Genomic DNA, 22,504 nt, shown 5'->3' with positions numbered 1-22,504 from the left:
AAACACCGGAGCACAATGCCTGCGCCTGCCGTAATGGATAGGAGCTTACTTAAGGAATAAGGTTCCCCGACACTCACGCAAACCCGCGACCAACGGCGAATGTATTTGCCTGTGCGGCATTGCGCATGGCAGCGATCACGCAAGGCTCGATTCGCCCCTCGGCGACCATCAAATCACGATGAAGCCCGTCGACCACATCGGTCAGCTGGCGCTTGTCACATAGCTGGGCAGCGGAATAAACGCGTTCGATCACGATCGCACCGGCTGCATTTCTCAGCGTCACCAGACGCTCGCCATTCACACCGGCAGCTCCCAGGCTCGCCTGATAAGGTGCCAGTGCTTCGCTTAGCAGTAAGCTGATATTTTCCATCTGGATCACCACTCAACAGTTTGAATGCAAAGGTGCTTATCAATGACCATCGGCACAGTCGGAAAGTTCTTTTCGCCGCAGCTTTCGCTTTGAGCTGGGTGATGGCAGCAACCTGTTGTTGAGCATGCCTGCTGAATGTGACAGACAGAATTCACTATTTTGAAGACGCCGGCCTCAGGCCTCAGCCAAGCACTTTGAGGATGGTGGACGAAACGTCGCTGCCGTCATCCTGCTGGATATGGCGATAGCGATGGATGGCCTGTCGAACCGAATAGCGACAAGGCGTGATCCGCGCCACAAAAACGGTACTCGGGACTGTAGAACCGGCACGCTCAGCCCGACATGCTCTCTGTTCCTTGAACGTTTTCATCGGTAACTTTCCATTTCAGGATGATTGGCGGAGAGTCTGAGCCAGCGTCGACGCCAAACATTTAGGACACGTCCGAATTTTCATCCAGAGGAGCCGCCAGCATGGCAGCCAACGAACAAGCGTTGCGCGTGATCCTGGCGGATGACCACCCGATATTCCTGATCGGGTTGAAGGTTGTGATCGAGCAGAACCAGCGCGCAACGGTAATTGCCCAGGCCAGTGCGCCGGACGAGCTGCTGGAGACCCTCAAGGGTGAGGCGTGCGACCTACTGGTCACCGATTTCATGATGCCCGTCCAGGATCAGAACGATGGCCTGCGCCTGCTCGAGCGAATCCGCCGCGAGCATCCGACGCTGCCGATCATCGTGGTGACCATGCTCAACAACGCCGGGCTGTTTCGCTCGATGCTCGCACTGAATGTCGACGGGCTGCTGAGCAAGGCCAGCATGGCGGAAGAACTGCCCGCCGCCATCGATCACGTCAGCAATGGCAAAACGTTCATCGCCGATTCGGTGCAGCGCATGTTGCTGGAGGCGACCGATCATGGCTCCGATATCCTAGTGGCGCTGGAAGACCTTTCGCCTCGCGAGCTGGAAGTCATTCGCCTGTTCGCGGCAGGCAATGCAGTGGGTGCCATCGCAGCGCAGCTTCATCGCAGCAAACAGACGGTGAGCGCGCAGAAGGTCAATGCCATGCGCAAGCTGGGGCTGGCAAACGACGCGGCGCTGTTCATCTACCTGCAGGAGCATGGTCTGGCGTGAGCGACCAAAACGCCAGCACGCGCTCCGGATGATGCTCAAGCTCATCCAGCCAGTTCATCAAATCGGCTTCGCACATCGGCCGAGCAATAAAATAGCCCTGAATCGCCGGACTGCCCAGCATCGACACCGCGTCATAGTCTTCAACTGTCTCGACACCTTCGACCACGACGTCCAGGGCCATTTTTCGCGCCATGAACAATGCGCCGCCGACCACCGCCGATTTGCGTGGGTCGTCCGCCATGCCACGGACGAACTCCGCTGGAATTTTCAGTTCGCTGAACGGTAATTCCAGCAGCCGCTGGATGTTCGATGCGCCTGTTCCGAAATCGTCGATAGACAGACGGCAGCCAGCCATTCGCAACCGCAGCAGATTCTCGAATTGCACGACAGCCATCTGGCGCGCGGACTGCTCGACCACTTCCAGCGTCAGCATCTGCGGACGAACCGCAAAGCGTTCCAGCAGCAACAGCAAGCGCGGCACGAACTCCGGCAGATCGAGCATCTGTGGAGGGATATTTACGGCCACCGGCAAGGCGCGGCGATGAGACAGCAGCAAGCGATGGGACAGGCTCAGTGCAAGTTCCAGCATGTGCCAAGTCAGGTCCGGTATCAGCCCTGCCTGCTCCACCTGCAAAAGAAAACGGCCCGGTAGCAACAGACCTAGAGCTGGATGCTGCCAGCGGGCCAGCAATTCGACTCCGACCAGTTCACCATCAGGTCCCATCTTAGGCTGGAAATGAGCAATCCATTGAGCCGAATAGTCCTGCGTGTCATCGAGCGGCGACAACGCTGGCAGGGCCGAGGCCATGGGTTGGGTGGCCGACCCTGGGTCGCCAGCCAGCCTCATCCACTTATTGAGCAGGTCGCCAATGGCGGCCACCGAGGCCGGCTTCTGCAGCACGCCAAGCACGCTGATTCCTTGCTGTCGGGCCAGCTGCGCGGCGCTGTCGATTACCGAAGCCTCGGCGCTGCTGAGAATGATCACCGCCCGCGCCAGCCCGGTCACGGCAAGGTGTCCGATCAGCGAAAGACCGTCTTTACCATCCATCTGCAGGTCACAGATGGCGATATCCACCGGACCTCGCCGCTTCAGCGAACGCAGCGCCGTTTCGACGCTGCCCCCCGTCAGTACGTCGAACACCTGATTGGCATTGAGCATCTGATGCAGCGCCATCAGCTGGAACGGATTGTCTTCGAGTATCAGAACCTTGAGCGAACGCACGCTGAGCCCTCTGCGATCGAAGCCTGAGCCGGCTTCGGGATCTGCAATCTAAAGATCCGCCCAACTGCCCCCCATAGGACACGTCTTAAAGTGCAGGCACCTCGTCCAGGTGGGCCTCAAGTGCGTGGCTCAGCGCCGCCATCGACGCGTGCAGCACCTGCCATGCGCTATCGACCGAACCGTGGGTCCGCGCACGCACGTCGCTGTCCAGTTGCGCACAGGCCCTGGCCAGCGGCGCGGCATCGATCAGACAGGCCACACCCTTGAGACGATGAAGACTGGCGCTGAGGGTTTTCCAGTCCCGCGCGGCGATGGCAGGCTCAAGGAGTTCGCGCTCCTGCCGCAGGTTTCTCCACAGTTCTTCGAGCATTTTCTGAATCTGCGCTTCATTGGCCTGAGTCATGCGGTGCAGAACCTGAACGTCGAACTGTTGCGCGACAGACTCCGCAGGGGCGACCACCTCGTCGAGCTTTTCGGCCAATTGCGCCAACGACACCGGCTTGATGAGCAAGGCATCCATTCCCGCCTCCTCACAGCGAGCGCGCTCCTCGTGCATGGCGTTGGCGGTGCAGCCGATGATCGGGCGTCCCGCGCACTGCTCCAGCCGCTCGATGGCACGAAGCGTCCGCGTCAGTTCGTATCCGTCCATGTCCGGCATGTTGCAGTCGGTAATCAATGCATCGAAATAACCGTCGCGCCAGGCTTCCAGCGCCGCGGCCCCGCTGTCGACGGCAGTAACCTGATGCCCCAGCAGTTCCAATTGCCCGGTCAGCACCAGGCGGTTGGCCGACAGATCATCGGCCACCAGAATTCGTAGCGCCGTTTCGGCTGTTCGGGGCCGATCCGGCAGAAGCCGTGGCGCGACCGAAGTCTCTGCCGCCATCACAGGCAGGTCGAACGTGACTCGAGTGCCCTCGCCCAAGGCGCTGGCAATGCTGATCTGCCCGCCCATCAATTCCACCAGTTGCTTGCAAATGCTCAGCCCCAGGCCAGTGCCACCAAACTGCCCGGCGGTCTGCGCATCGGCCTGCGCGAAAGGCTGAAACAAACGCGCCTGATGTTCGGGGCTCATGCCCATCCCGGTGTCGACTACCTCGATGCGCAACCCCGGCGGGTTCTGGGCGCCGGGGCGAGTGCTGACATGGATGGTCACCGAACCCTCGGACGTGAACTTCAACGCATTGCTGATCAGGTTGTGCAGGATCTGTCGTAGACGCAGCGGATCGATCCAGTAAGCTTCCGCAACCCGCGGTGCGCAGTTGAGGATGAACAGCAGACCGCGCTCCTGCGCCTGTACCTCGAATAACTGGTAAACCCCGTCGAGCAGCGGCTGCAATGAGGTGACTACCATTGACAGCTGCAACTGACCGGCCTCGATCTTCGCCAGATCCAGGCTCTCGCCGATCAATTCCACCAATTCCCGTGCCGAACGATGAGCGACCTCCAGCCCCTCGGACGGCGTTCCGCCACGCAGTCGGGTGTGTTCGCGTTCAAGTTCCAGCAAACCGACGATGGCTGACATGGGCGTGCGGATATCGTGACTCATGTTCGCCAGAAACGTGCTCTTGGCCCGATTCGCCTGTTCGGCCTGCTGCTGGGCCAATGTCAGCTCGCGCTCCAGGCGCTTGCGCTCGGTAATGTCTATCCAGCCACCCAGCAGCCCTTGTAGCTGACCATCGGCGCTGTAAAACGGTACGGTCCATTGCCAGGCCTCAATGCGTCGCCCGGAAAGCACCATACTGCGATCGACGAAGACCGGCTCTTGGGTTTGCAGCAGGCTCATGTAATCCGCGTGCATCCGCTCGGCGCTTTCGCGAGGAATCAGATCGACATCAATCAGGCGCCGGCCATTCATCTGTTCATAGCTGATACCGAAGCTTTCCTCGTAGCTGCGGTTGCAAGAGACCAGCCGCCCCTGAAGATCTCGAACGTAGATAGGGTTGGGGATACCGTCGAGCAGTGCGCGCTTGAACGCCAGCTGGTCGCTGAGCTGTGCTTCAGCGCGCAGCCGATGATGAATCTGCAACTTGAGTCGGCTGCTCCAGATCAGCGACACCAGCCCCAGTAGCATTGCCACCGCCAACAGCCAATACACCCAGGCAGGAATACGCTGCAGGAAAGTCGGTTGCGACATTATTCCGCCCAGCCACTTCATGCGGATAGCCCGCATCTCTGCGACTGGAAACTCATCCAGCGCCTTGTTGAGGATGCTCAACAGTTCCGGCTCGGTCTTGATCACCGCAAAACGGTCAGGCGACCACCTGCCCTCCACGCTGCGCCCGACCTTCAGCTTGCCCGGGGGAGACATCCAGGCCCCTGCCTCGTTCTGAATGGTGGCCTCGGCCTGCCCGCCTTCCACCAACCGCCGAGCATCGGCGTAGGTCGGCACAAGTCTCAACTGCACGTCCGGGTAATTGTCGCGAATGAATTCCAGCAAGGCGTGTCGAGCTGGCATCGCCAGAACCTTGCCGGACATCTCGGCCAGGCTCACCGAAGAATCGTTGTCCGCTCGAATCACGTAGACCCAGCTATTGCCACCGTAGGCGTAGCTGAAGTCCAGGAATGTTCGGCGCCCCTGGGTTTCGGCAAGGGTGGTGTTCATGTCGGCCGCCCCGGAAGCCAAAGTATCCAGCGCTGCCTGAGTGGAAGGCATCGCCTGATGCACGAACTTGAGCCCAGTCATGCGCGAGATCCGGTTGAGGATGTCGATGTTCAGTCCGGCCCAATGACCGCTGACATCCTGGTAAATGTAGGGCGGATGCAGGGTCGAGGCGACCATGACCTGGGTGTGTCTGCCCACCCACTGCCGCTCGTCCGCACTGAGCCGAATGCGCTGGCCCCGTATATCCGCGCCAAGACCGACGGTCCAGCGTCCTTGAATTTCCCGGCTGACCGAATCATCCAGATCGCCAAGTGCTCGCTCCAGCAGCGCCAGCAGCCTCGCGTCCTCCTTGCGGGTGACAAAGGCAAAGCCACCAGGAGGCAGCAGACTTTCGAACCTGATTTGCAGCCCCAGATAGGGTCGCAAAGCGTTATAGGAACGAACGATCACTTCGTTGCCGACGAAGGCGTCGACATCGCCCTGTGCCAGGGCTTCCATCGCACTGAACAGCGTCGGCGCCAATATGACCTCGCTGTCTGGATACACCCGATGCACGATATCGGCATCGGCATAGCCGTCGAGCAGGGCGATGCGCTTGCCGCTCAAGGAAGTCGACAATGTGTGATCGTCACCGCGCCCCACCACTACTGCCCGATCCGGCAGGTAGTCGCGAGTGAACGCCAATCCCGATACCCCTCGTTCATAGCCACTGGCGCTGCTCAAGAGGTCGACCTCGCCGGCAAGCAGCGCCGCGACCGCCTGTTCGCGTTTGGCAAACCCCGAGACGCGCACGGGAATCCCCAGCTTGGCACTGATCAGGCTCAGATAATCGGCACTGAGGCCCTGGTAGCGATTGCGATCGCTGGTGATATCAATGGGCTCGTAGTCGGCAATTGAAATACCGACCCGAAGCCGCCGATGTTCATCCAGCCATTGATGATCAGAGTCGTCGAGCTGCAATGCCTGCTGGCTCAAAAAGGGAGCGCCCAGCACAAAAGGCAGATTTTCCGCCCCATGGCCTGCTCGGTTCCAGACACACGCCAGCAGCACCAGCGCGCACAGCATGTATCGAAAAATCCTGTTCTGGACGGGCATTCCTTGCGTGTCCATGTTCATGTTCTCTACCGCCAATTGTTTATCCGCGAAAATCAGAAATATCGCGCAAGTGTGGCATGCAGAAACGATAAGGCCCGCCGATGGGCGGGCCTTAAGTTGTTACATAGCGATACTGTCAGAGCGGTTTGCCACGATTACCGTGCTGACTGACGAAGGCCTGCACGGCTTTCAGGTCATTCGGCAGAACAGTGCAGCGCTCGTCACGCTCGAACAAATCAGACAAATGTGCAGGCAACTCCAGTGCTTTTCCTACGCCCGCCTTTTGCACCGCGTCCGGGAATTTGACCGGATGCGCGGTCCCCAGAATGACCATCGGGGTGTCCAGACTGCGACGGCAATCACGGGCCGCCTTCACGCCGATGGCGGTGTGCGGGTCAAGCACCTCGCCGGTGCTGGCGAAGACCTCTGCGATGGTTTCGCAGGTCTGTTCATCGCTCACTGCCAGCGAATCGAATAGCTTGCGGGTTTCGGTCCAGCGATCTTCTTCTACGCTGAAACCGCCACCCTGTCTGAAGCTGTCCATCAACCCTGCGATCACGGCGCCGTTGCGACCGTGCATGTCGAACAGCAGACGTTCGAAGTTCGACGACACCATGATGTCCATGGACGGCGACAGCGTGGCGTGCAGGGTTTCCTTGACGTACTGATTGCCACTCATGAAACGGTGCAGGATGTCGTTGCGGTTGGTTGCGACGATCAGTTGGCTGATCGGCAGGCCCATGTTGCGCGCCAGGTAACCGGCGAAGATATCGCCGAAGTTGCCGGTCGGCACCGAGAACGCCACCGAACGCGCAGGACCGCCCAGCTGCAGGGCCGCGTGGAAGTAGTAGACGATCTGGGCCATGATCCGCGCCCAGTTGATCGAGTTCACCGCCACCAGGCGCGTGCCTTTCAGGAAGCTCTGGTCGGCGAAGCTGTTCTTGACCATTTCCTGGCAGTCGTCGAAGTTGCCTTCGATGGCGATGTTGTGGATGTTGTCGCCGAAGATGGTGGTCATCTGGCGCCGTTGAACGTCCGATACGCGATTGTTCGGGTGCAGGATGAAGATGTCGACGTTCTCGCAACGACGGCAGCCTTCGATGGCCGCCGAGCCGGTGTCACCGGAGGTTGCGCCGACGATCACCACGCGCTCGCCGCGTTTTTCCAGGACATAGTCCAGCAGGCGACCGAGCAGCTGCAGAGCGAAGTCCTTGAATGCCAGGGTCGGGCCGTGGAACAGCTCCATGACCCACTCGTTGCCGTTCAACTGACGCAACGGCGCTACCGCGCTGTGCGCGAACACGCCGTACGTTTCCTCGAGAATCTTTTTGAAGTCGGCATCCGGAATACTGCCGGCGACGAAGGGGCGCATCACCCGGAACGCCAACTCGTGATACGGCAGGCCCGCCCAGGAGGCGATTTCTTCCTGAGTGAAACGTGGCAGGTTTTCCGGAACGTACAGGCCGCCATCGGTGGCGAGGCCGGCAAGCAGCACGTCTTCGAAGTTCAGGGCCGGCGCCTGGCCGCGAGTACTGATATAACGCATTTTTCAAACCTTCGGTTTAGCTTCAAGTTTCAAGCTATAGGCTGCAAGCCGAGCGTCGATTGCTTCTGACTTGTCGCTTGTAGCTTGCCGCTCGACGCTGCTGTTAATTGAGGTGTTCGACACGAATGCGAACGACCGGTCCAGCCACATCCTGCAGTGCCTCCAGGGCTTCGATGGCGTCGTTCATACGTTGCTCTACCACGCGGTGAGTCAGCAGGATCATCGGCACCAGGCCGTCCTGTTCTTCGACTTCTTTCTGCATGATCGATTCGATGTTGATGCCACGCTCGGACAGGATGCTCGCGACCTGAGCCAGCACGCCTGGGTGGTCCTTGGCCTGAATACGCAGGTAGTAGGCGCTCTCGCAATCCTGGATCGGCAGGATCGGGTGAGCCGACAGCGAGTCAGGCTGGAATGCCAGATGCGGAACGCGGTTTTCCGGGTCGGTGGTCAGGGCGCGAACGACATCGACCAAATCAGCGACGACGGACGAAGCAGTCGGTTCCATGCCAGCACCGGCGCCGTAGAACAGCGTCGAGCCAGCGGCATCACCATTGACCATCACAGCGTTCATCACGCCGTTGACGTTGGCAATCAGGCGATCCGCTGGAATCAGCGTCGGGTGTACACGCAGTTCGATACCGGCCGGGGTGCTGCGCGCAACGCCCAGGTGCTTGATGCGATAACCCAGCGCTTCGGCGTAGTTGACGTCAGCGGCGGTCAGTCGGGTGATGCCTTCGGTGTAGGCCTTGTCGAACTGCAGCGGGATCCCGAACGCGATCGACGCCAGAATGGTCAGCTTGTGCGCTGCATCGATGCCCTCGACGTCGAAGGTCGGATCGGCTTCGGCATAACCCAGCGCCTGGGCTTCGGCCAGCACGTCGGGGAAGGTACGGCCCTTCTCGCGCATCTCGGTAAGGATGAAGTTGCCGGTGCCGTTGATGATGCCGGCCACCCAGTTGATACGGTTGGCGGCCAGGCCCTCACGAATCGCCTTGATCACCGGAATACCGCCAGCGACTGCGGCTTCGAAGGCAACGATGACGCCCTTCTCGCGGGCCTTGGCGAAGATTTCGTTGCCGTGAACGGCGATCAGCGCCTTGTTGGCGGTGACGACATGCTTGCCGTTCTCGATGGCCTTGAGCACCAGCTCGCGGGCGACGGTGTAGCCGCCGATGAGTTCGATGACGATGTCGATTTCAGGGTTGCTGGCCACCTCGAAAACGTCGGTGGTGGTCGGGGTACCGGTAATCTGGCAATTGGGGTTTGGTCTACGCACGGCGATTTGCGCCACTTCGATTCCACGCCCGGCACGGCGGGCAATTTCCTCGGCGTTACGCTTTAGCACATTGAAGGTACCGCCACCGACAGTACCCAGCCCACAGATGCCTACTTTGACCGGTTTCACTATGAACTCCCCATAAAACGGCCGACGCGAGGCCGGCCGTGAAAACAGCCGCAGTGGATGCGGCTCGCTATTGATGAAGCACCGACAGTTACGGCACTTCAATGCCCGTCGCAGACAAGGCCGCGACGAGCAGAATTACTTGGCGCTGAGTGCCAGTTTGGCAACTTGCGGTGCCGGCTGGTAGCCCGGAATCACCTGACCGTCCGCCAGAACGATGGCTGGCGTGCCGTTCACGCCAATCGCCTGGCCGATTTCGAACTGTCGGGTGACCGGGTTATCGCATTTCGGCGCCTTGATGTTCTTGCCGTCGACCATACGATCCATCGCGTCGCGGCGATCCTTGGAGCACCATACGGCCTGCAGTTGTTCGTCACCCGGCGAACCCAGGCCCTGACGCGGAAATGCCACGTAACGCACCTCGATCCCGCGCTTGTTGAGCTCAGGTACTTCGCCATGCAACTTGTGGCAATACGGGCAGGTGGTGTCGGTGAAGACGGTGATGTGCGACTTGGTCTCGCCCACCGCCGGATAGACGACCATTTCTGCGGTCGGGATGCCGTTGATGGTTTTGGAGATCGCCTGACGCTCGACCTTTTCGGTCAGGTTGACCGGCTTGCCACCCTGGACCTGGTAGAGATTGCCCTGCATGACGAACTGGCCGTCAGCGCTGGCATATAGCACACGTCCGCCCTTCAGATTGACTTCGTACAGACCATTGAGCGGGCTGCTGGTGATGCTCTCGACCGGGATTTCCAGGTTCAATGACTCCAGGGTCTTGCGAATGGCCTTGTCGGACGCCTCGTCGGCGTGGGCGAACAGAGTGAAAGTGCTGGCCAGCGCTACGACGGCAGCACCGATAAAACGAGTCACGCGCATGAAAACTCCTCGAGCGGTGGGCAGACGGGCATGAATGAAAACAGCGGACGCGGACGTGCCGGGAGGTTTTCGACGCTCCAATCTGCGAAACCGGCAAAGCCTATCACATAAGGCTGGCAAGACCGACGCCCACTGATGTAAGACTCGTCGTAAATTACCGCTACCGAATTACCCGCGTGGATGATGTTTTGCGTGCAGATCCTGTAGGCGAGCTCGCGCGATGTGGGTGTAAATCTGCGTAGTGGACAAATCGCGGTGCCCCAGCAACATCTGCACTACTCGAAGATCCGCGCCGTGGTTGAGCAGATGAGTCGCAAACGCATGGCGCAAAGTGTGTGGCGACAGGGATTTGCCGATGCCAGCGACCTTGGCCTGAAGCTTGATCCGGTGCCAGAAGGTCTGGCGAGTCATCTGTTCGCCCCGCAGGCTGGGGAAAAGTACATCGCTTGGACGACCATTGAGCAGCTCCTGCCGGGCGTCACGCATGTAGCGTTCGACCCAGACGATGGCTTCTTCGCCCATGGGGACCAGACGCTCCTTGCTGCCCTTGCCCATGACCCGCAATACGCCCTGACGCAGGTTGACCTGTTCGAGGGTCAGACTCACCAGCTCCGTCACCCGCAGGCCGCAGGCGTAGAGCACTTCGAGCATCGCCCGGTCACGCTGGCCGATAGCTTCACTCAGGTCCGGCGCGGCCAGCAGCGCGTCGACATCCGCCTCGGACAAGGATTTGGGCAGCGGCTTGCCCAGTTGCGGCATGTCGACCTGCAACGTGGGATCGACCGTGATCAGCTTTTCCCGCAGCAGATAGCGATAAAAGCCACGCACGCCGGAAAGGAACCGTGCAGATGAGCGAGCCTTATAGCCGTTGTCTACCCGCCAGGCCAGATGATCGAAAATCACCCCGCGCCCGACGCTCATCAGTTCAATTCCCCGTTCCTGCAACCAACCGTTGAACAACGTCAGGTCACTGCGATACGAATCCCGAGTGTTGTCCGACAGCCCCTTCTCCAGCCAGAGGGCGTCGAGGAAGCGGTCGATCATGGGGTGGTCTAAAGCGGGCATGGGATCAGGCTTGAGCGGGGGAAACGGTAGGCAGTCTTTCATATCTCCCAACGCGACACAAAAAACATCGGACCTGCAAAATGACTTGTGGGAGAGAATTCATTCGCGAGAGGTTGGTACAAACAACACATCCCGGTCGGCTGAAACATCGTCTCGCGAATAAATTCGCTCCCACCGGTTGTACGCCGCCTGGATATTTCACAGGCAACAAAAAAGCAGCCCGAAGGCTGCTTTTTCTTGCATCGGAGACTGGAATTAAACCAGTTTTTCCTTGATGCGAGCTGCTTTACCGGACAGGTCACGCAGGTAGTACAGTTTGGCTTTGCGAACGTCACCGCGACGTTTCACAGCCATGCTGTCGATTTGCGGGCTGTAGGTCTGGAAAGTACGCTCAACGCCAACACCGTTGGAGATTTTACGAACAGTGAAAGCACTGTTCACACCACGGTTACGCTTGGCGATTACAACGCCTTCGAACGCTTGCAGACGCGAACGGTCGCCTTCCTTCACTTTCACCTGAACGACAATGGTGTCGCCCGGGGCAAAGGGAGGGATCTCTTTGGTCATCTGCTCTGCTTCGAGTGCAAGAATGATTTTGTTGGTCATGCTGTGCTCCTAAGGTAAATCAGTCGGATTTACCATCGATACGTTAACTATCGTCCCGCTCACGGAGGTATTCCGCCAGCAGCTTCTTCTCTTCTCCAGAAAGCGAGCGGCTTTCCAGAAGATCGGCGCGTCGTTCATAGGTCCGCCCAAGGGACTGCTGTAAACGCCAACGCCGGATGTGTGCGTGATTGCCACTTAGCAACACGTCGGGAACACGCTGATCCGCATACACCTCCGGTCGGGTGTAGTGCGGGCAATCCAGCAGACCATCCGTGAAGGAATCTTCCTCCGCGGAATCCACATGCCCTAAAGCTCCAGGCAGCAGTCGCGTAACCGCATCTATCAGGACCATGGCCGGCAATTCACCGCCAGACAACACATAGTCACCAATCGACCACTCCTCATCGACATGAGCATCAATAAAGCGCTCGTCAATGCCTTCGTAACGACCGGCAATCAGGATGAGTGCTTCTTCCTGCGCCAGTTCGCGTACCGCAGACTGATCCAGTTTGCGGCCTTGTGGCGACAGGTAGATCACCTTCGCCGCATCCCCTGTTGCCTGCCTGGCGTGAACCAGAGCATCTTCCAGAGGCTTGATCTTCATCACCATGCCAGGGCCACCGCCAAACGGGCGATCGTCCACAGTGTGATGCCGATCCGTGGTGTAGTCCCGCGGATTCCAACAAGTGAGCTGCAACAGCCCTTGTTTCACCGCACGGCTGGTAATGCCGTATTCGCTGATGGCGGAAAACATCTCGGGAAACAGACTGATGACTTCTATGCGCAGGCTAGCCATTGCTTAGAAATCCGCGTCCCAATCCACCTTCATCTCGCCTGCAACCAGATCGACGGCCAACACGCATTGCTCCGTATAGGGCAACAAGCGCTCACGATCATCCAGACTGCCTGCGCAGGGCTTGACCACCATTACATCGTTCGAGCCGGTTTCCAGAAGATGATCGATTTTCCCGAGAAACTGTCCGAGGTGATCGATGACCTTCAAACCCACGAGCTGGTACCAGTAGTACTCGCCGTCGGTTAGATCAGGAAGCATGTTGCGCGGCACGCAGATCTCATAACCCGCCAGAAGACGAGCTTCTTCACGATCATCGAGACCCTTGAGCTTCGCGACCAGGAACTTGTCGCTCCCGCGCCCGCTGACCAGCTCAACCTGCTTCACATTGCCTTCGCGCTTGAGCGTCCAGGTTTTGTACTGCAACAGGTTTTCAGTCGGATCAGTAAAGGAATACACCTTCACTTCGCCGCGAACGCCATGAACAGAATAAATCTTGCCAATAACGATCAAGTCATCAGCAACAACTGGCGTCGCGTTCATATTGCTCAGGCCGCAGCCTTGGCAGATTCCTTCAACAACTGAGCAACGCGCTCAGAAGGTTGTGCACCAACGCTCAGCCAGTAGGCTACGCGCTCTTGGTTCACGGACAGACGGATTTCCTGACCACGGGCGACCGGGTTGAAGAAACCGATTTGTTCCTTGTGCGAACCGTCGCGTGGGTTACGGCTGTCGGTCACAGTCAGGTGGTAGAACGGGCGCTTTTTGGAGCCGCCAAGGGCAAGACGGATTGTTAGCATTGAACAAAGTTCCTGTAGTCGGTGCTGCAAATCTAAGATGCACAGCGGGCATGGGTGCCCGAAAGGCCGCATATTCTAAGGAATATCCGGACTTTTGCAAATGACTTTTTCCGGCAGGAGCCGCAAGGCCATCAAGATTTGCCAAGGAGCCGTCATCATCGACGGCCATTAAGCGCCTGCCGAAGCAGGCCAGTGGGAAGGTTTTCCCAAAGAAGAACGCGCGGAACAGGATCCCGCGCGGTGCAAATCACATCTTGGGCATGCCGCCGCCGGGCAACATTCCGCCCATTCCGCGCATCATCTTGGCCATGCCGCCTTTGGTCGAGAACTTCTTCATCATCTTCTGCATCTGCTTGTGCTGCTTGATCAGACGCCCGATGTCCTGCACCTGGGTGCCGGAACCCATGGCGATTCGGCGCTTGCGCGAACCGCTGATCAGCTCAGGGTCACGACGCTCGGCCGGGGTCATCGAGTTGATGATGGCTTCCATCTGCTTGAATTGCTTTTCTGCGGCGCTTTGCGCGTTGCCCATCTGCGACAGGTTGACGCCGCCGATGCTCGGCAGTTTGTCCATGAGGCCGCCAAGGCCGCCCATGCTCTTCATTTGTTGCAACTGATCGCGGAAATCTTCGAGGTCGAAGCCCTTCCCTTTCTTCAGTTTTTTGGCCAGCTTGTCGGCCTTTTCCTTGTCGAGGGTCTGTTCAGCCTGCTCGATGAGGCTGAGCACGTCACCCATGCCAAGGATGCGCGAGGCAATACGGTCAGGGTGGAACGGCTCCAGAGCTTCGCTCTTTTCACCCATACCGATGAACTTGATCGGCTTGCCGGTGATGGCGCGTACCGACAATGCAGCACCGCCACGGGCATCGCCGTCGACCTTGGTCAGGATCACGCCGGTCAGCGGCAGCGCATCGCCAAAGGCCTTGGCGGTGTTGGCGGCATCCTGACCGGTCATGGCGTCGACCACGAACAGGGTTTCAGCCGGTTTGACCGCTGCGTGCAGCGCCTGAATCTCGCCCATCATCTCGGCGTCGATGTGCAGACGGCCGGCGGTGTCGAGGATCACGACGTCGATGAACTTGAGCTTGGCTTCTTTAATGGCCGCTTCTGCGATAGCCACTGGCTTCTGGCTGATATCGGACGGGAAGAAGGTCACGCCGATGTCGTTGGCCAGGGTTTCCAGCTGCTTGATCGCCGCCGGACGGTAGACGTCTGCGGACACCACCATCACGGTTTTCTTTTTGCGCTCCTTGAGGAATTTCGCCAGTTTGCCCGCAGTGGTGGTCTTACCCGCACCCTGCAGACCTGCCATCAGGATCACCGCCGGCGGCGCGACGTTGAGGGTCAGCTCTTCGTTGGCGGCCCCCATCATCTCTTCCAGCTCGGCCTGGACGATCTTCACGAACGCCTGGCCCGGTGTCAGGCTGCGCGACACCTCGGTGCCGACGGCGCGTTCCTTGATGCGATTGACGAAATCCTTGACAACCGGCAAGGCGACGTCGGCTTCGAGCAGCGCCATACGCACTTCACGCAGAGTGTCCTTGATGTTGTCCTCGGTCAGCTTGGCTTTGCCGGTGACCTGGCGCAGCGTCTGCGAGAGACGATCTGTCAGATTTTCAAACATGCGTGATCCTTTGAGTTCGTCATGAACCCCAGTTGATGCGGCCCGGCCCTCTATATAGAACGCTTGAGTGCGATGCTTATATATAGAGGGAACAGCGCTCGGCGAGCCTGTGGCTTGAGCAGGTCGCGGATTATAGCGAAGACTCCGGCGCACGGACACCACGACGTCTGCTTCTGTGGTCTTTCGTGCAATGTCGGTTCTATGCCAAACTCAGCGGCTTTCGGGCACGCCCAACAGGATCTATGTTCCCCTTGTCACCGAGTTTGCTATTCAGCCTCGCCGCCGCCGTGCTTTACGCCGCTGCGACCCTCTATCAAGGCACCCGCCTGCGTCAGGGCAAAAAGGCCGATAAATGGCTGCTGTGCCTGATCGGCACCCTTGCCGTCGCCTGTCAGGCCAGTGCGCTTTTCGGCCAGCTGGTACGCCCGATCGGCCTGGGCCTGGACTTCTTCAGTGCCGCCAGTCTGATCGCCGTCGCGGTCATTATCGTGACCATGCTGGCGTGCATCCGCATTCCGGTGGAGATCCTGCTGATCCTGTTGTTCCCGCTGGGGCTTTTGACGACCCTGATGGCGCAGTTCGCACCCAGCGGCACGCTGCAGCCCATCCTCGGCGAACACGGCCTGATCGGTCACATTCTGCTGTCGATCCTGGCCTATGGCATGTTCACCATCGCGGTGTTTCAGGCCTTGCTGCTGCTGTTGCAAAACCGCCAGTTGAAGAACAAACACCCGTCAGGGCTGATCAAGAACTTCCCGCCGCTGCAAACCATGGAAAGCCTGCTGTTCGGTTTCCTGTGGGCCGGCTGGACGCTGCTGTCGATGTCGCTGATTTCCGGCTGGCTGTTCGTCGAGAACCTGTTCGCCCAGCATCTGGTGCACAAGACGCTGCTGTCGATCCTTGCCTGGATCGTGTTCAGCGTCCTGCTGTGGGGACGCACGCGTCTGGGCTGGCGCGGCCACAAGGCAATTCGCTGGACCCTGGGCGGATTCCTGCTGTTGATGCTGGCCTATTTCGGCAGCAAGCTCGTACGCGAATACATCCTGCACATCTGACGGGCGCTGATCATGGATAACCTGCCGATCGGCACGATGCTTGCGCTCCTCGCCTTGCTCACGCTGTGGTCCGCGCTGTTCACCGCAGTGGAAGCGGCCCATCACAACCTGCGTGCGGTGCATATCAACCCACGATCGAGCGAACCGCCCAAGCCGGCTCTTGCGTTCAACCTCAACAGCCTGATTCTCGGCAACACGCTGCTTAAAGTGCTGATCACGATCCTGGCAACCTTGCTGGCGATCGGTCAGTGGTACTACCACGGCCCGCTGATCGCCTGGATTGCGGTCGCCAGCGTGTTGGTGATCGTCACCGAATTCATTCCGCGCAAGCTCGCTGCCCGCCGCCCCGAAGCCATTCTGCTGTTGGGCAACAACGTGCTACGGGTTCCCATGCGCCTGCTGCGGCCACTGACCTGGATCTACAAGAACGTCGCCAAGCTGCTGTTGCGCCCGTTTCTGTCCAAGCGTCGGCCTGATACCGCCGCCGATGACGACGACATGGGACCAACCATCTACCAGGACAACGAAAGCCAGTTCGGTCGCTCCCGGGTCATTTCCGGGATTCATGCGCTGGACAGCATGACCGTCAACGACATCCTCGTGCCGCGCAGTGAAGTGGATGGCATCAATCTGGACGAGACCATCGAGGAAATCGCCGACAAGCTGATCATCTCGCGTCACACCCGACTGCCGGTCTACCACAACGACATCAACCAGGTTGAAGGGGTGCTCAACACCCGGATGATCAGCCACTTGCTGCCACGCGGACAGCTGACCAAGGAAGCGCTGAAAGCGGCCTGCTACGAGCCTTACTTCGTTCCGGAAAGCACGCCGTTGCAGCTGCAACTGCTGAATTTCCACAAGCAGCAGCGGCGCATGGGCGTTGTGGTCGATGAATACGGCGAGGTGCAGGGCATTGTCAGTCTGGAAGACATTCTCGAAGAGATCGTCGGCGAGTTCGAAAGCGAGCAATCCCTGGATAACCCGCATATTCATCCGCAGCCTGACGGACGGCTGGTGGTCGAAGGTGCGGCCTCGATCCGGGACCTGAACAAGAGCCTGGGCTGGCACCTGCCTGCCGACGGCCCCAAGACCCTCAACGGCCTGATCACCGAAGCGCTGGAAACCATCCCCGACAGCTCGGTGTGCCTCAAGATCGGGCCGTATCGCCTGGAAACACTGGAAACCGAAGACAATCGTGTCAGCCGCGTACTCATGTGGCAGAACAGCCGGACCAAGGACGTCATTTAAAGAGCATTGCTACGTTTGAAACACTTGTTTCCGCGCTGACGCCCTTCCTATAATCGAGTCGCTTACCCAGCCCCGCCGCCCCGCGTGCTACCCGCACAATGCGTGAGTCGGCCAGTCACTCAGCCTGACGTCTTAACGCGATTCCCCTGGCGCCCGCTCCCATCCCGAGCACTGCCAACGCTTTGCCCGCATCCGGGCTAGTCTGTTCAGCGCTGTACCCAAAATAATTAACGATTGCCCCAGCGCGCGCAGGACGTTTCTTCTCCCGCTGACAGGCAAGATGACTGCCAGGGATACCCGCATGACCAGTACCTCCACTTTCCCCTCTAGCGACGAGCGCGAGGCGCCTCCCGCCAACTCCGCCGCCCGCGTAGCCACCGCGAGCTTTATCGGTACCGCCATCGAGTTCTACGACTTCTACGTCTATGGCACTGCAGCCGCACTAGTGATCGGACCGGTGTTTTTTCCGCAAACATCCAGCACCGCACAGATGCTGTCGGCGTTTCTGACATTCGGCATCGCCTTTCTCGCACGACCGTTGGGTTCGGCGCTGTTCGGCCACTTCGGGGATCGCATCGGCCGCAAATCCACACTGGTGGCTTCGCTGCTGCTGATGGGCATCTGCACCACGCTGATCGGCGTGCTGCCGGGCTACGACGCTATTGGCTACTGGGCGCCGGTCCTGCTCTGCCTCCTGCGTTTCGGTCAGGGCCTGGGTTTGGGTGGTGAATGGGGCGGCGCGGCGCTACTGGCCACTGAAAATGCACCCAAAGGCAAGCGCGCCTGGTTCGGTATGTTTCCGCAATTGGGGCCTTCGATCGGATTTCTCGCTGCCAACGGCCTCTTCCTGACCCTGGCCATGAGCTTGAACGACGAGCAGTTCCGCGCCTGGGGTTGGCGGATTCCGTTTCTGCTCAGCGCCGTGCTGGTAGTGATCGGCTTGTACGTGCGGCTGAAGCTTGAAGAGACGCCGATTTTTGCCAAGGCCATTGCTCGCCACGAGCGGCTGAAAATGCCGATTATCGAACTCTTCGCGCAGTACTGGGCGCCGATGCTGCTGGGTGCGGCAGCAATGGTGGTGTGCTATGCACTCTTCTATATGTCGACCGTGTTCTCGCTCAGTTACGGGGTCAAAACGCTGGGCTACAGCCGCGAATCGTTCCTCGCCATGCTGTGCTTCGCGGTGCTGTTCATGGCATTGGCGACACCACTGTCGGCGTGGGCCAGTGATCGCTTCGGCCGCAAGCCGGTGCTGATCATCGGTGGTGTGCTGGCGATTCTGTCAGGTTTCCTGATGGAACCCCTGTTGACCCACGGCACCACTTGGGCAGTCACGCTGTTCCTGTCCATCGAGCTGTTCCTGATGGGCGTGACCTTCGCACCGATGGGCGCGATGCTGCCAGAGCTGTTTCCGACGCGCGTGCGCTACACCGGCGCATCGGCGGCCTACAACATCGGCGGCATTGTCGGGGCTTCGGTGGCGCCATTCTTCGCCCAGCAACTGGTGGAAATGGGCGGATTGAGCTGGGTCGGCGGATATGTGTCGGCGGCGGCGTTGCTGAGTTTGATTGCGGTGCTGTGTCTGAAAGAAACGCGGAATGCGGATCTGGATAAGATTGCCTGAGGACGCAGGCACAACCCGGACACAACCCTGTGGGAGCGAATTTATTCGCGAAAGATGTTTCAGGCGACAGATGTGTGTCGACGACACGAACGTTTCGCGAATGAATTCGCTCCCACAGGGGTTGTGTGCCCGGCTTGAGAGCTTCGTAGCCCAATAAAAAACGGCGCCTTTGAGGGCGCCGTTTTTTTATCAGGGGAAGATTTACAGCTGCACCTTCACCGCCATCGAAGCGCGCGTTGCCTTGCGGCGGGCAGCGTCGATGGATTCGTCACGTGCCAGGGCCACGCCCATGCGGCGTTGACCATTGACTTCCGGCTTGCCGAACAGACGCAGCGCGGTGTCCGGTTCGCTCAGGGCCTGTTCCAGATTGGCGAACGCGGTCTGGGTCGACTGGCCCTCCACCAGAATCACCGCCGAAGCCGACGGACCAAATTGGCGAATCAATGGAATCGGCAGACCCAGGATAGCGCGGGCGTGCAACGCGAACTGCGAGAGATCCTGAGAGATCAGGGTCACCAGGCCGGTGTCGTGTGGGCGCGGCGACACTTCACTGAACCAGACCTGATCGCCTTTGATGAACAGCTCGACGCCAAACAGGCCACGTCCGCCCAGCGCTTCGGTCACGGCTTTGGCAACGCGCTCGGACTCCGCCAGCGCAACCGGACTCATCGCCTGAGGCTGCCAGGATTCCTGATAGTCGCCCTTCTCCTGACGATGGCCGACGGGCGCGCAGAAGGTGGTACCGCCGACGTGACGCACGGTCAGCAGGGTGATTTCGTAGTCGAAGTCGATGAAGCCTTCGATGATCACCCGGCCCTTGCCGGCACGACCGCCTTCCTGCGCGTAATCCCAGGCTTTCTGGATGTCGGCTTCGGTCTTGAGCAGGCTTTGGCCCTTGCCCGAAGAACTCATGACCGGCTTGACCACGCAGGGGAAGCCCAGGTCTTCGACGGCCTTCTTGTAGTCTTCGAAAGTATCGGCGAAGTGGTACGGCGACGTCGGCAGGTCCAGTTCTTCAGCGGCCAGACGACGAATGCCTTCGCGGTTCATGGTCAGCTGCGCGGCGCGCGCGGTGGGAATCACGGTGAAGCCTTCGGTCTCCAGTTCAACCAGCGTCGCGGTGGCGATGGCTTCGATTTCCGGGACGATGTAATGCGGCTTCTCGGCCTCGATCACGGCACGCAGTGCAGCGCCGTCGAGCATGTTGATCACATGGCTGCGGTGCGCGACCTGCATGGCCGGAGCATTGGCGTAACGGTCGACGGCAATCACTTCAACGCCCAGACGTTGCAGTTCGATCACCACTTCCTTGCCAAGCTCGCCGCAACCGCAGAGCAAAACGCGGGTCGCGGTCGGCGACAGTGGAGTTCCGATTTGAGTCATCTCAGGTCCTCGTGGAGCAGATATCGAGGGCAGCCCGCCATGTGCGAGCAACCGCAGGGGAGAAAGGCGCGCAATTTACCACGATGGCCGGGAAATGGGATGCAGCGGCGGACGGGCGATCCAGCAATCAACGCAATCATTGTAGGAGCCGCCTGGCTGGCGAATGCGGTATGTCAGTCGACATTGATGTATCTGACACGACGCAGTCGCCAGCAAGCCGGCTCCTAAAAGAGGTAGCGTTAACCTCCACCCACCGAAAACATCACCCCGCCAACCCGCGCGCGTTCGCTGCACAGTGCCAGCACCGCGCGCCGTTGGTCATTACTCATGCGGCTCCAGCCGGTGATTTCCAGAACCGTGCGCTGGCAACCCACGCAAACGTCGGCCTCATCTAGCGCGCAGATGTTTACACACGGCGAACGCACGGGTTTTTCGTGGAGGACGTGAGGCGGGCTTTTATCGGGGTGTTCGACGGACATCAGTCTTCCTGCGGCGCCAGGTCGCGTGCGTAACGTTGTGCGTTTTGAACGTAATGGGCGGCGCTGGCTTCGAGCATCTTCTTCTGCGCGTCGGTCAATTCGCGCACGATCTTGCCCGGCGAGCCCATCACCAGCGATCCATCGGGGATGACCTTGCCTTCACCGATCAACGAATTGGCGCCGATGATGCAGTATTTGCCGATCTTCGCGCCGTTGAGGATCACCGAGTTGATGCCGATCAGCGTGTTGTCGTCCACCGTGCAGCCATGAAGCATGACGTTGTGGCCGATTGTCACGTTCTTGCCGATGGTCAGCGGCGAGCCCATGTCGGTGTGCATCACGGTGCCATCCTGCACATTGCTGTTTTCGCCGATGTCGATCAGCTCGTTGTCGCCGCGCAGCACGGCACCGAACCAGACGCTGGCATTGGCCTGCAGGCGAACGTTGCCGATCAATGTGGCGGTGGGGGCGATCCAGCTTTGCGGATGGGCTTGGACTCGGGCATCGCCCAGGCGGTATTTCATATTGTTTTCCTCGTGGGTCGGCTCTGCGGCCGTGGGGCGAGCGCGGGGCTCACGGTTGGATGAAAAAGCGTTGATCAGGACTTCGGTATCGCAATGGAAAGCTTGGGCGGGTGGTGCAGACTGATATTACTGTCGAACAAAACGTTCATCAGTTCGACGATCATGATTGCGGTCAGGCCCCAGATTTTGTACTCGCCAAAGCGATAGCTCGGCACATACCAACTGCGGCCCTGATAATCGATGCGGTGCGTGTGCTCGCGGACGTCCTGACGGAAAAATTCCAGAGGAACACTGAAGACGGCGGCGATCTCGCCATCGTTGGGTTTGTACTCGACGAAATCGGGAATGACGCCGACGTAGGGCGTGACCTTGATGCCGTGCTTAGAGATCAGCGGGCTGAGCGGGCCGACGATCTCGACAAGGCCGGGAGGCAGACCGATTTCTTCCTCGGCCTCGCGCAGCGCGGTGAACACCAGGTCGGGGTCTTCGGGATCCCGTCGCCCGCCGGGAAACGCAACTTCGCCACCGTGGGTCGACAGGCCGCTGGCGCGCAGGGTCAGCACCACCTCCGGTTCGTCACTGCGGGTGATGGGCACCAGCACCGCCGCCTCGGGAAAGCGTTTGTCCGTCTCCAGAGTGCCCGGCGTGTGGCTGCTTATACGGCGAAGTAGCTCGTCCAGCATGAGGATTCTCGATCTGTTGCCTGTCCGGCATGATGCACCAAAGTGCTGGTGGCCCCAAGCCCCCGCGTTATAACTCGGGAGCCTACAACTCTCGCGCCTGAAACAACACATAGCTTGCCGACCACCCGCGTGGCACGCCAAGATAGCCGCTGACTTCAGGAACCCGATCGATCATGAAATTCTGCAGCCTATGCGGCGAACAGGTCATCCAACGCATCCCCGAGGGCGACAGCCGCCTGCGTTATGTCTGCGAGCACTGCCATACCATTCATTACCAGAATCCCAACATCGTCGCGGGCGTGTTGCCGGTCTGGGATGGCAAGGTGCTGCTCTGCCGCCGCGCCATTGAGCCACGCCTGGGTTACTG

General features: G+C 59.6%; 22 protein-coding genes. 5 read left to right on the top strand and 17 right to left on the bottom strand.

What is annotated here, in order from left to right; translation table 11 throughout:
* Positions 1–73 precede the first annotated feature (73 nt).
* Together ACRER8_RS18315 and ACRER8_RS18310 are read right to left on the bottom strand one after the other, a co-directional pair.
* On the bottom strand, positions 74–370 hold the full coding sequence (locus ACRER8_RS18315) for a DUF3509 domain-containing protein (RefSeq protein WP_431747630.1): 297 nt from the start codon (positions 368–370) through the stop codon (positions 74–76).
* Between the two features lie 181 nt (positions 371–551).
* A complete protein-coding gene (locus ACRER8_RS18310) occupies positions 552–740 on the bottom strand; it encodes a hypothetical protein (RefSeq protein WP_431747629.1) in 189 nt (62 codons plus the stop codon).
* 101 nt (positions 741–841) lie between these two features.
* On the opposite strand from ACRER8_RS18310, the gene ACRER8_RS18305 reads away from it, so the two are divergent.
* The gene (locus ACRER8_RS18305; protein ID WP_431747628.1) at positions 842–1,501 is read left to right on the top strand and encodes a response regulator; all 660 of its coding nucleotides are present in this window, start codon (positions 842–844) and stop codon (positions 1,499–1,501) included.
* Here ACRER8_RS18305 and ACRER8_RS18300 read toward each other — a convergent pair.
* The 11 genes from ACRER8_RS18300 to ffh form a co-directional block, all read right to left on the bottom strand.
* Entirely contained in the window at positions 1,470–2,723 is a 1,254-nt protein-coding gene (locus ACRER8_RS18300; protein ID WP_431747627.1) for an EAL domain-containing response regulator, read from the bottom strand. The genes ACRER8_RS18305 and ACRER8_RS18300 overlap by 32 nt on opposite strands.
* Positions 2,724–2,808: 85 nt before the next feature.
* On the bottom strand, positions 2,809–6,435 hold the full coding sequence (locus ACRER8_RS18295; protein WP_431747626.1) for an ATP-binding protein: 3,627 nt from the start codon (positions 6,433–6,435) through the stop codon (positions 2,809–2,811).
* A 121-nt stretch (positions 6,436–6,556) separates the two neighbouring features.
* Positions 6,557–7,966, bottom strand: coding sequence for a threonine synthase (gene thrC, locus ACRER8_RS18290; protein ID WP_431747625.1), 1,410 nt, complete (start codon positions 7,964–7,966; stop codon positions 6,557–6,559).
* A 103-nt stretch (positions 7,967–8,069) separates the two neighbouring features.
* On the bottom strand, positions 8,070–9,374 hold the full coding sequence (locus ACRER8_RS18285) for a homoserine dehydrogenase (protein ID WP_431747624.1): 1,305 nt from the start codon (positions 9,372–9,374) through the stop codon (positions 8,070–8,072).
* A 135-nt stretch (positions 9,375–9,509) separates the two neighbouring features.
* The gene (dsbC, locus tag ACRER8_RS18280; protein ID WP_431747623.1) at positions 9,510–10,250 is read right to left on the bottom strand and encodes a bifunctional protein-disulfide isomerase/oxidoreductase DsbC; all 741 of its coding nucleotides are present in this window, start codon (positions 10,248–10,250) and stop codon (positions 9,510–9,512) included.
* A gap of 168 nt (positions 10,251–10,418) precedes the next feature.
* Entirely contained in the window at positions 10,419–11,315 is an 897-nt protein-coding gene (xerD, locus tag ACRER8_RS18275; RefSeq protein ID WP_431747622.1) for a site-specific tyrosine recombinase XerD, read from the bottom strand.
* 255 nt (positions 11,316–11,570) lie between these two features.
* Positions 11,571–11,921, bottom strand: a complete 351-nt coding sequence (gene rplS, locus ACRER8_RS18270; RefSeq protein WP_008018567.1) for a 50S ribosomal protein L19 — start codon at positions 11,919–11,921, stop codon at positions 11,571–11,573.
* Between the two features lie 43 nt (positions 11,922–11,964).
* Entirely contained in the window at positions 11,965–12,717 is a 753-nt protein-coding gene (gene trmD / locus ACRER8_RS18265; protein WP_431747621.1) for a tRNA (guanosine(37)-N1)-methyltransferase TrmD, read from the bottom strand.
* A 3-nt stretch (positions 12,718–12,720) separates the two neighbouring features.
* Positions 12,721–13,257 (bottom strand): ribosome maturation factor RimM, encoded by a 537-nt coding sequence (rimM, locus tag ACRER8_RS18260; RefSeq protein ID WP_431747620.1) that lies wholly within the window; start codon positions 13,255–13,257, stop codon positions 12,721–12,723.
* Positions 13,258–13,262: 5 nt separating this feature from the next.
* A complete protein-coding gene (gene rpsP, locus ACRER8_RS18255; protein WP_110949946.1) occupies positions 13,263–13,514 on the bottom strand; it encodes a 30S ribosomal protein S16 in 252 nt (83 codons plus the stop codon).
* Between the two features lie 247 nt (positions 13,515–13,761).
* Positions 13,762–15,138 carry a signal recognition particle protein gene (gene ffh, locus ACRER8_RS18250; RefSeq protein WP_431747619.1) on the bottom strand — a complete coding sequence of 459 codons (1,377 nt, stop codon included), beginning with the start codon at positions 15,136–15,138 and terminating at the stop codon, positions 13,762–13,764.
* Between the two features lie 242 nt (positions 15,139–15,380).
* On the opposite strand from ffh, the gene ACRER8_RS18245 reads away from it, so the two are divergent.
* The 3 genes from ACRER8_RS18245 to ACRER8_RS18235 all read left to right on the top strand — a co-directional run bounded on the left by ACRER8_RS18245 (position 15,381) and on the right by ACRER8_RS18235 (position 19,068).
* Positions 15,381–16,193, top strand: coding sequence for a cytochrome C assembly family protein (locus ACRER8_RS18245; protein WP_431747618.1), 813 nt, complete (start codon positions 15,381–15,383; stop codon positions 16,191–16,193).
* A gap of 12 nt (positions 16,194–16,205) precedes the next feature.
* On the top strand, positions 16,206–17,444 hold the full coding sequence (locus ACRER8_RS18240) for a CNNM domain-containing protein (protein ID WP_431747617.1): 1,239 nt from the start codon (positions 16,206–16,208) through the stop codon (positions 17,442–17,444).
* Between the two features lie 301 nt (positions 17,445–17,745).
* The gene (locus ACRER8_RS18235) at positions 17,746–19,068 is read left to right on the top strand and encodes an MFS transporter (protein ID WP_431747616.1); all 1,323 of its coding nucleotides are present in this window, start codon (positions 17,746–17,748) and stop codon (positions 19,066–19,068) included.
* 201 nt (positions 19,069–19,269) lie between these two features.
* Here the strand turns inward: ACRER8_RS18235 and purT are convergent, their stop codons facing one another.
* The 4 genes from purT to ACRER8_RS18215 all read right to left on the bottom strand — a co-directional run bounded on the left by purT (position 19,270) and on the right by ACRER8_RS18215 (position 22,137).
* Positions 19,270–20,451 (bottom strand): formate-dependent phosphoribosylglycinamide formyltransferase, encoded by a 1,182-nt coding sequence (gene purT, locus ACRER8_RS18230; protein WP_431747615.1) that lies wholly within the window; start codon positions 20,449–20,451, stop codon positions 19,270–19,272.
* Between the two features lie 239 nt (positions 20,452–20,690).
* Positions 20,691–20,930, bottom strand: coding sequence for a DUF1289 domain-containing protein (locus tag ACRER8_RS18225; protein WP_431747614.1), 240 nt, complete (start codon positions 20,928–20,930; stop codon positions 20,691–20,693).
* Positions 20,930–21,454: a gamma carbonic anhydrase family protein gene (locus ACRER8_RS18220; RefSeq protein WP_431747613.1), complete on the bottom strand. Its 525-nt coding sequence runs from the start codon at positions 21,452–21,454 to the stop codon at positions 20,930–20,932. Before ACRER8_RS18220 ends, ACRER8_RS18225 begins: the two co-directional genes overlap by 1 nt.
* A gap of 74 nt (positions 21,455–21,528) precedes the next feature.
* Positions 21,529–22,137 carry a CoA pyrophosphatase gene (locus tag ACRER8_RS18215; RefSeq protein WP_431747612.1) on the bottom strand — a complete coding sequence of 203 codons (609 nt, stop codon included), beginning with the start codon at positions 22,135–22,137 and terminating at the stop codon, positions 21,529–21,531.
* 173 nt (positions 22,138–22,310) lie between these two features.
* Here ACRER8_RS18215 and ACRER8_RS18210 point away from each other — a divergent pair.
* A partial coding sequence (locus tag ACRER8_RS18210; RefSeq protein WP_431747611.1) for an NUDIX hydrolase occupies positions 22,311–22,504 on the top strand: 194 nt, incomplete at its 3' end.

Origin of the sequence: Pseudomonas sp., assembly GCF_050739935.1 — a bacterium.
Taxonomy (GTDB): Bacteria; Pseudomonadota; Gammaproteobacteria; order Pseudomonadales; family Pseudomonadaceae; genus Aquipseudomonas.
Note: the sequence above shows the minus strand (reverse complement) of the source record. Positions and strands in the feature narration are given on the sequence as shown.

Excerpts from the sequence above, each read along its gene's own strand:
- ACRER8_RS18315 (WP_431747630.1), bottom strand. The coding sequence starts at position 370 with ATGGAAAATATCAGCTTACTGCTAAGCGAAGCACTGGCACCTTATCAG.
- ACRER8_RS18310 (WP_431747629.1), bottom strand. The coding sequence starts at position 740 with ATGAAAACGTTCAAGGAACAGAGAGCATGTCGGGCTGAGCGTGCCGGT.
- ACRER8_RS18305 (WP_431747628.1), top strand. The coding sequence starts at position 842 with ATGGCAGCCAACGAACAAGCGTTGCGCGTGATCCTGGCGGATGACCAC.
- ACRER8_RS18295 (WP_431747626.1), bottom strand. The coding sequence starts at position 6,435 with ATGGACACGCAAGGAATGCCCGTCCAGAACAGGATTTTTCGATACATG.
- thrC (WP_431747625.1), bottom strand. The coding sequence starts at position 7,966 with ATGCGTTATATCAGTACTCGCGGCCAGGCGCCGGCCCTGAACTTCGAA.
- dsbC (WP_431747623.1), bottom strand. The coding sequence starts at position 10,250 with ATGCGCGTGACTCGTTTTATCGGTGCTGCCGTCGTAGCGCTGGCCAGC.
- xerD (WP_431747622.1), bottom strand. The coding sequence starts at position 11,315 with ATGCCCGCTTTAGACCACCCCATGATCGACCGCTTCCTCGACGCCCTC.
- rplS (WP_008018567.1), bottom strand. The coding sequence starts at position 11,921 with ATGACCAACAAAATCATTCTTGCACTCGAAGCAGAGCAGATGACCAAA.
- trmD (WP_431747621.1), bottom strand. The coding sequence starts at position 12,717 with ATGGCTAGCCTGCGCATAGAAGTCATCAGTCTGTTTCCCGAGATGTTT.
- rimM (WP_431747620.1), bottom strand. The coding sequence starts at position 13,257 with ATGAACGCGACGCCAGTTGTTGCTGATGACTTGATCGTTATTGGCAAG.
- rpsP (WP_110949946.1), bottom strand. The coding sequence starts at position 13,514 with ATGCTAACAATCCGTCTTGCCCTTGGCGGCTCCAAAAAGCGCCCGTTC.
- ffh (WP_431747619.1), bottom strand. The coding sequence starts at position 15,138 with ATGTTTGAAAATCTGACAGATCGTCTCTCGCAGACGCTGCGCCAGGTC.
- ACRER8_RS18245 (WP_431747618.1), top strand. The coding sequence starts at position 15,381 with ATGTTCCCCTTGTCACCGAGTTTGCTATTCAGCCTCGCCGCCGCCGTG.
- ACRER8_RS18240 (WP_431747617.1), top strand. The coding sequence starts at position 16,206 with ATGGATAACCTGCCGATCGGCACGATGCTTGCGCTCCTCGCCTTGCTC.
- ACRER8_RS18235 (WP_431747616.1), top strand. The coding sequence starts at position 17,746 with ATGACCAGTACCTCCACTTTCCCCTCTAGCGACGAGCGCGAGGCGCCT.
- purT (WP_431747615.1), bottom strand. The coding sequence starts at position 20,451 with ATGACTCAAATCGGAACTCCACTGTCGCCGACCGCGACCCGCGTTTTG.
- ACRER8_RS18225 (WP_431747614.1), bottom strand. The coding sequence starts at position 20,930 with ATGTCCGTCGAACACCCCGATAAAAGCCCGCCTCACGTCCTCCACGAA.
- ACRER8_RS18220 (WP_431747613.1), bottom strand. The coding sequence starts at position 21,454 with ATGAAATACCGCCTGGGCGATGCCCGAGTCCAAGCCCATCCGCAAAGC.
- ACRER8_RS18215 (WP_431747612.1), bottom strand. The coding sequence starts at position 22,137 with ATGCTGGACGAGCTACTTCGCCGTATAAGCAGCCACACGCCGGGCACT.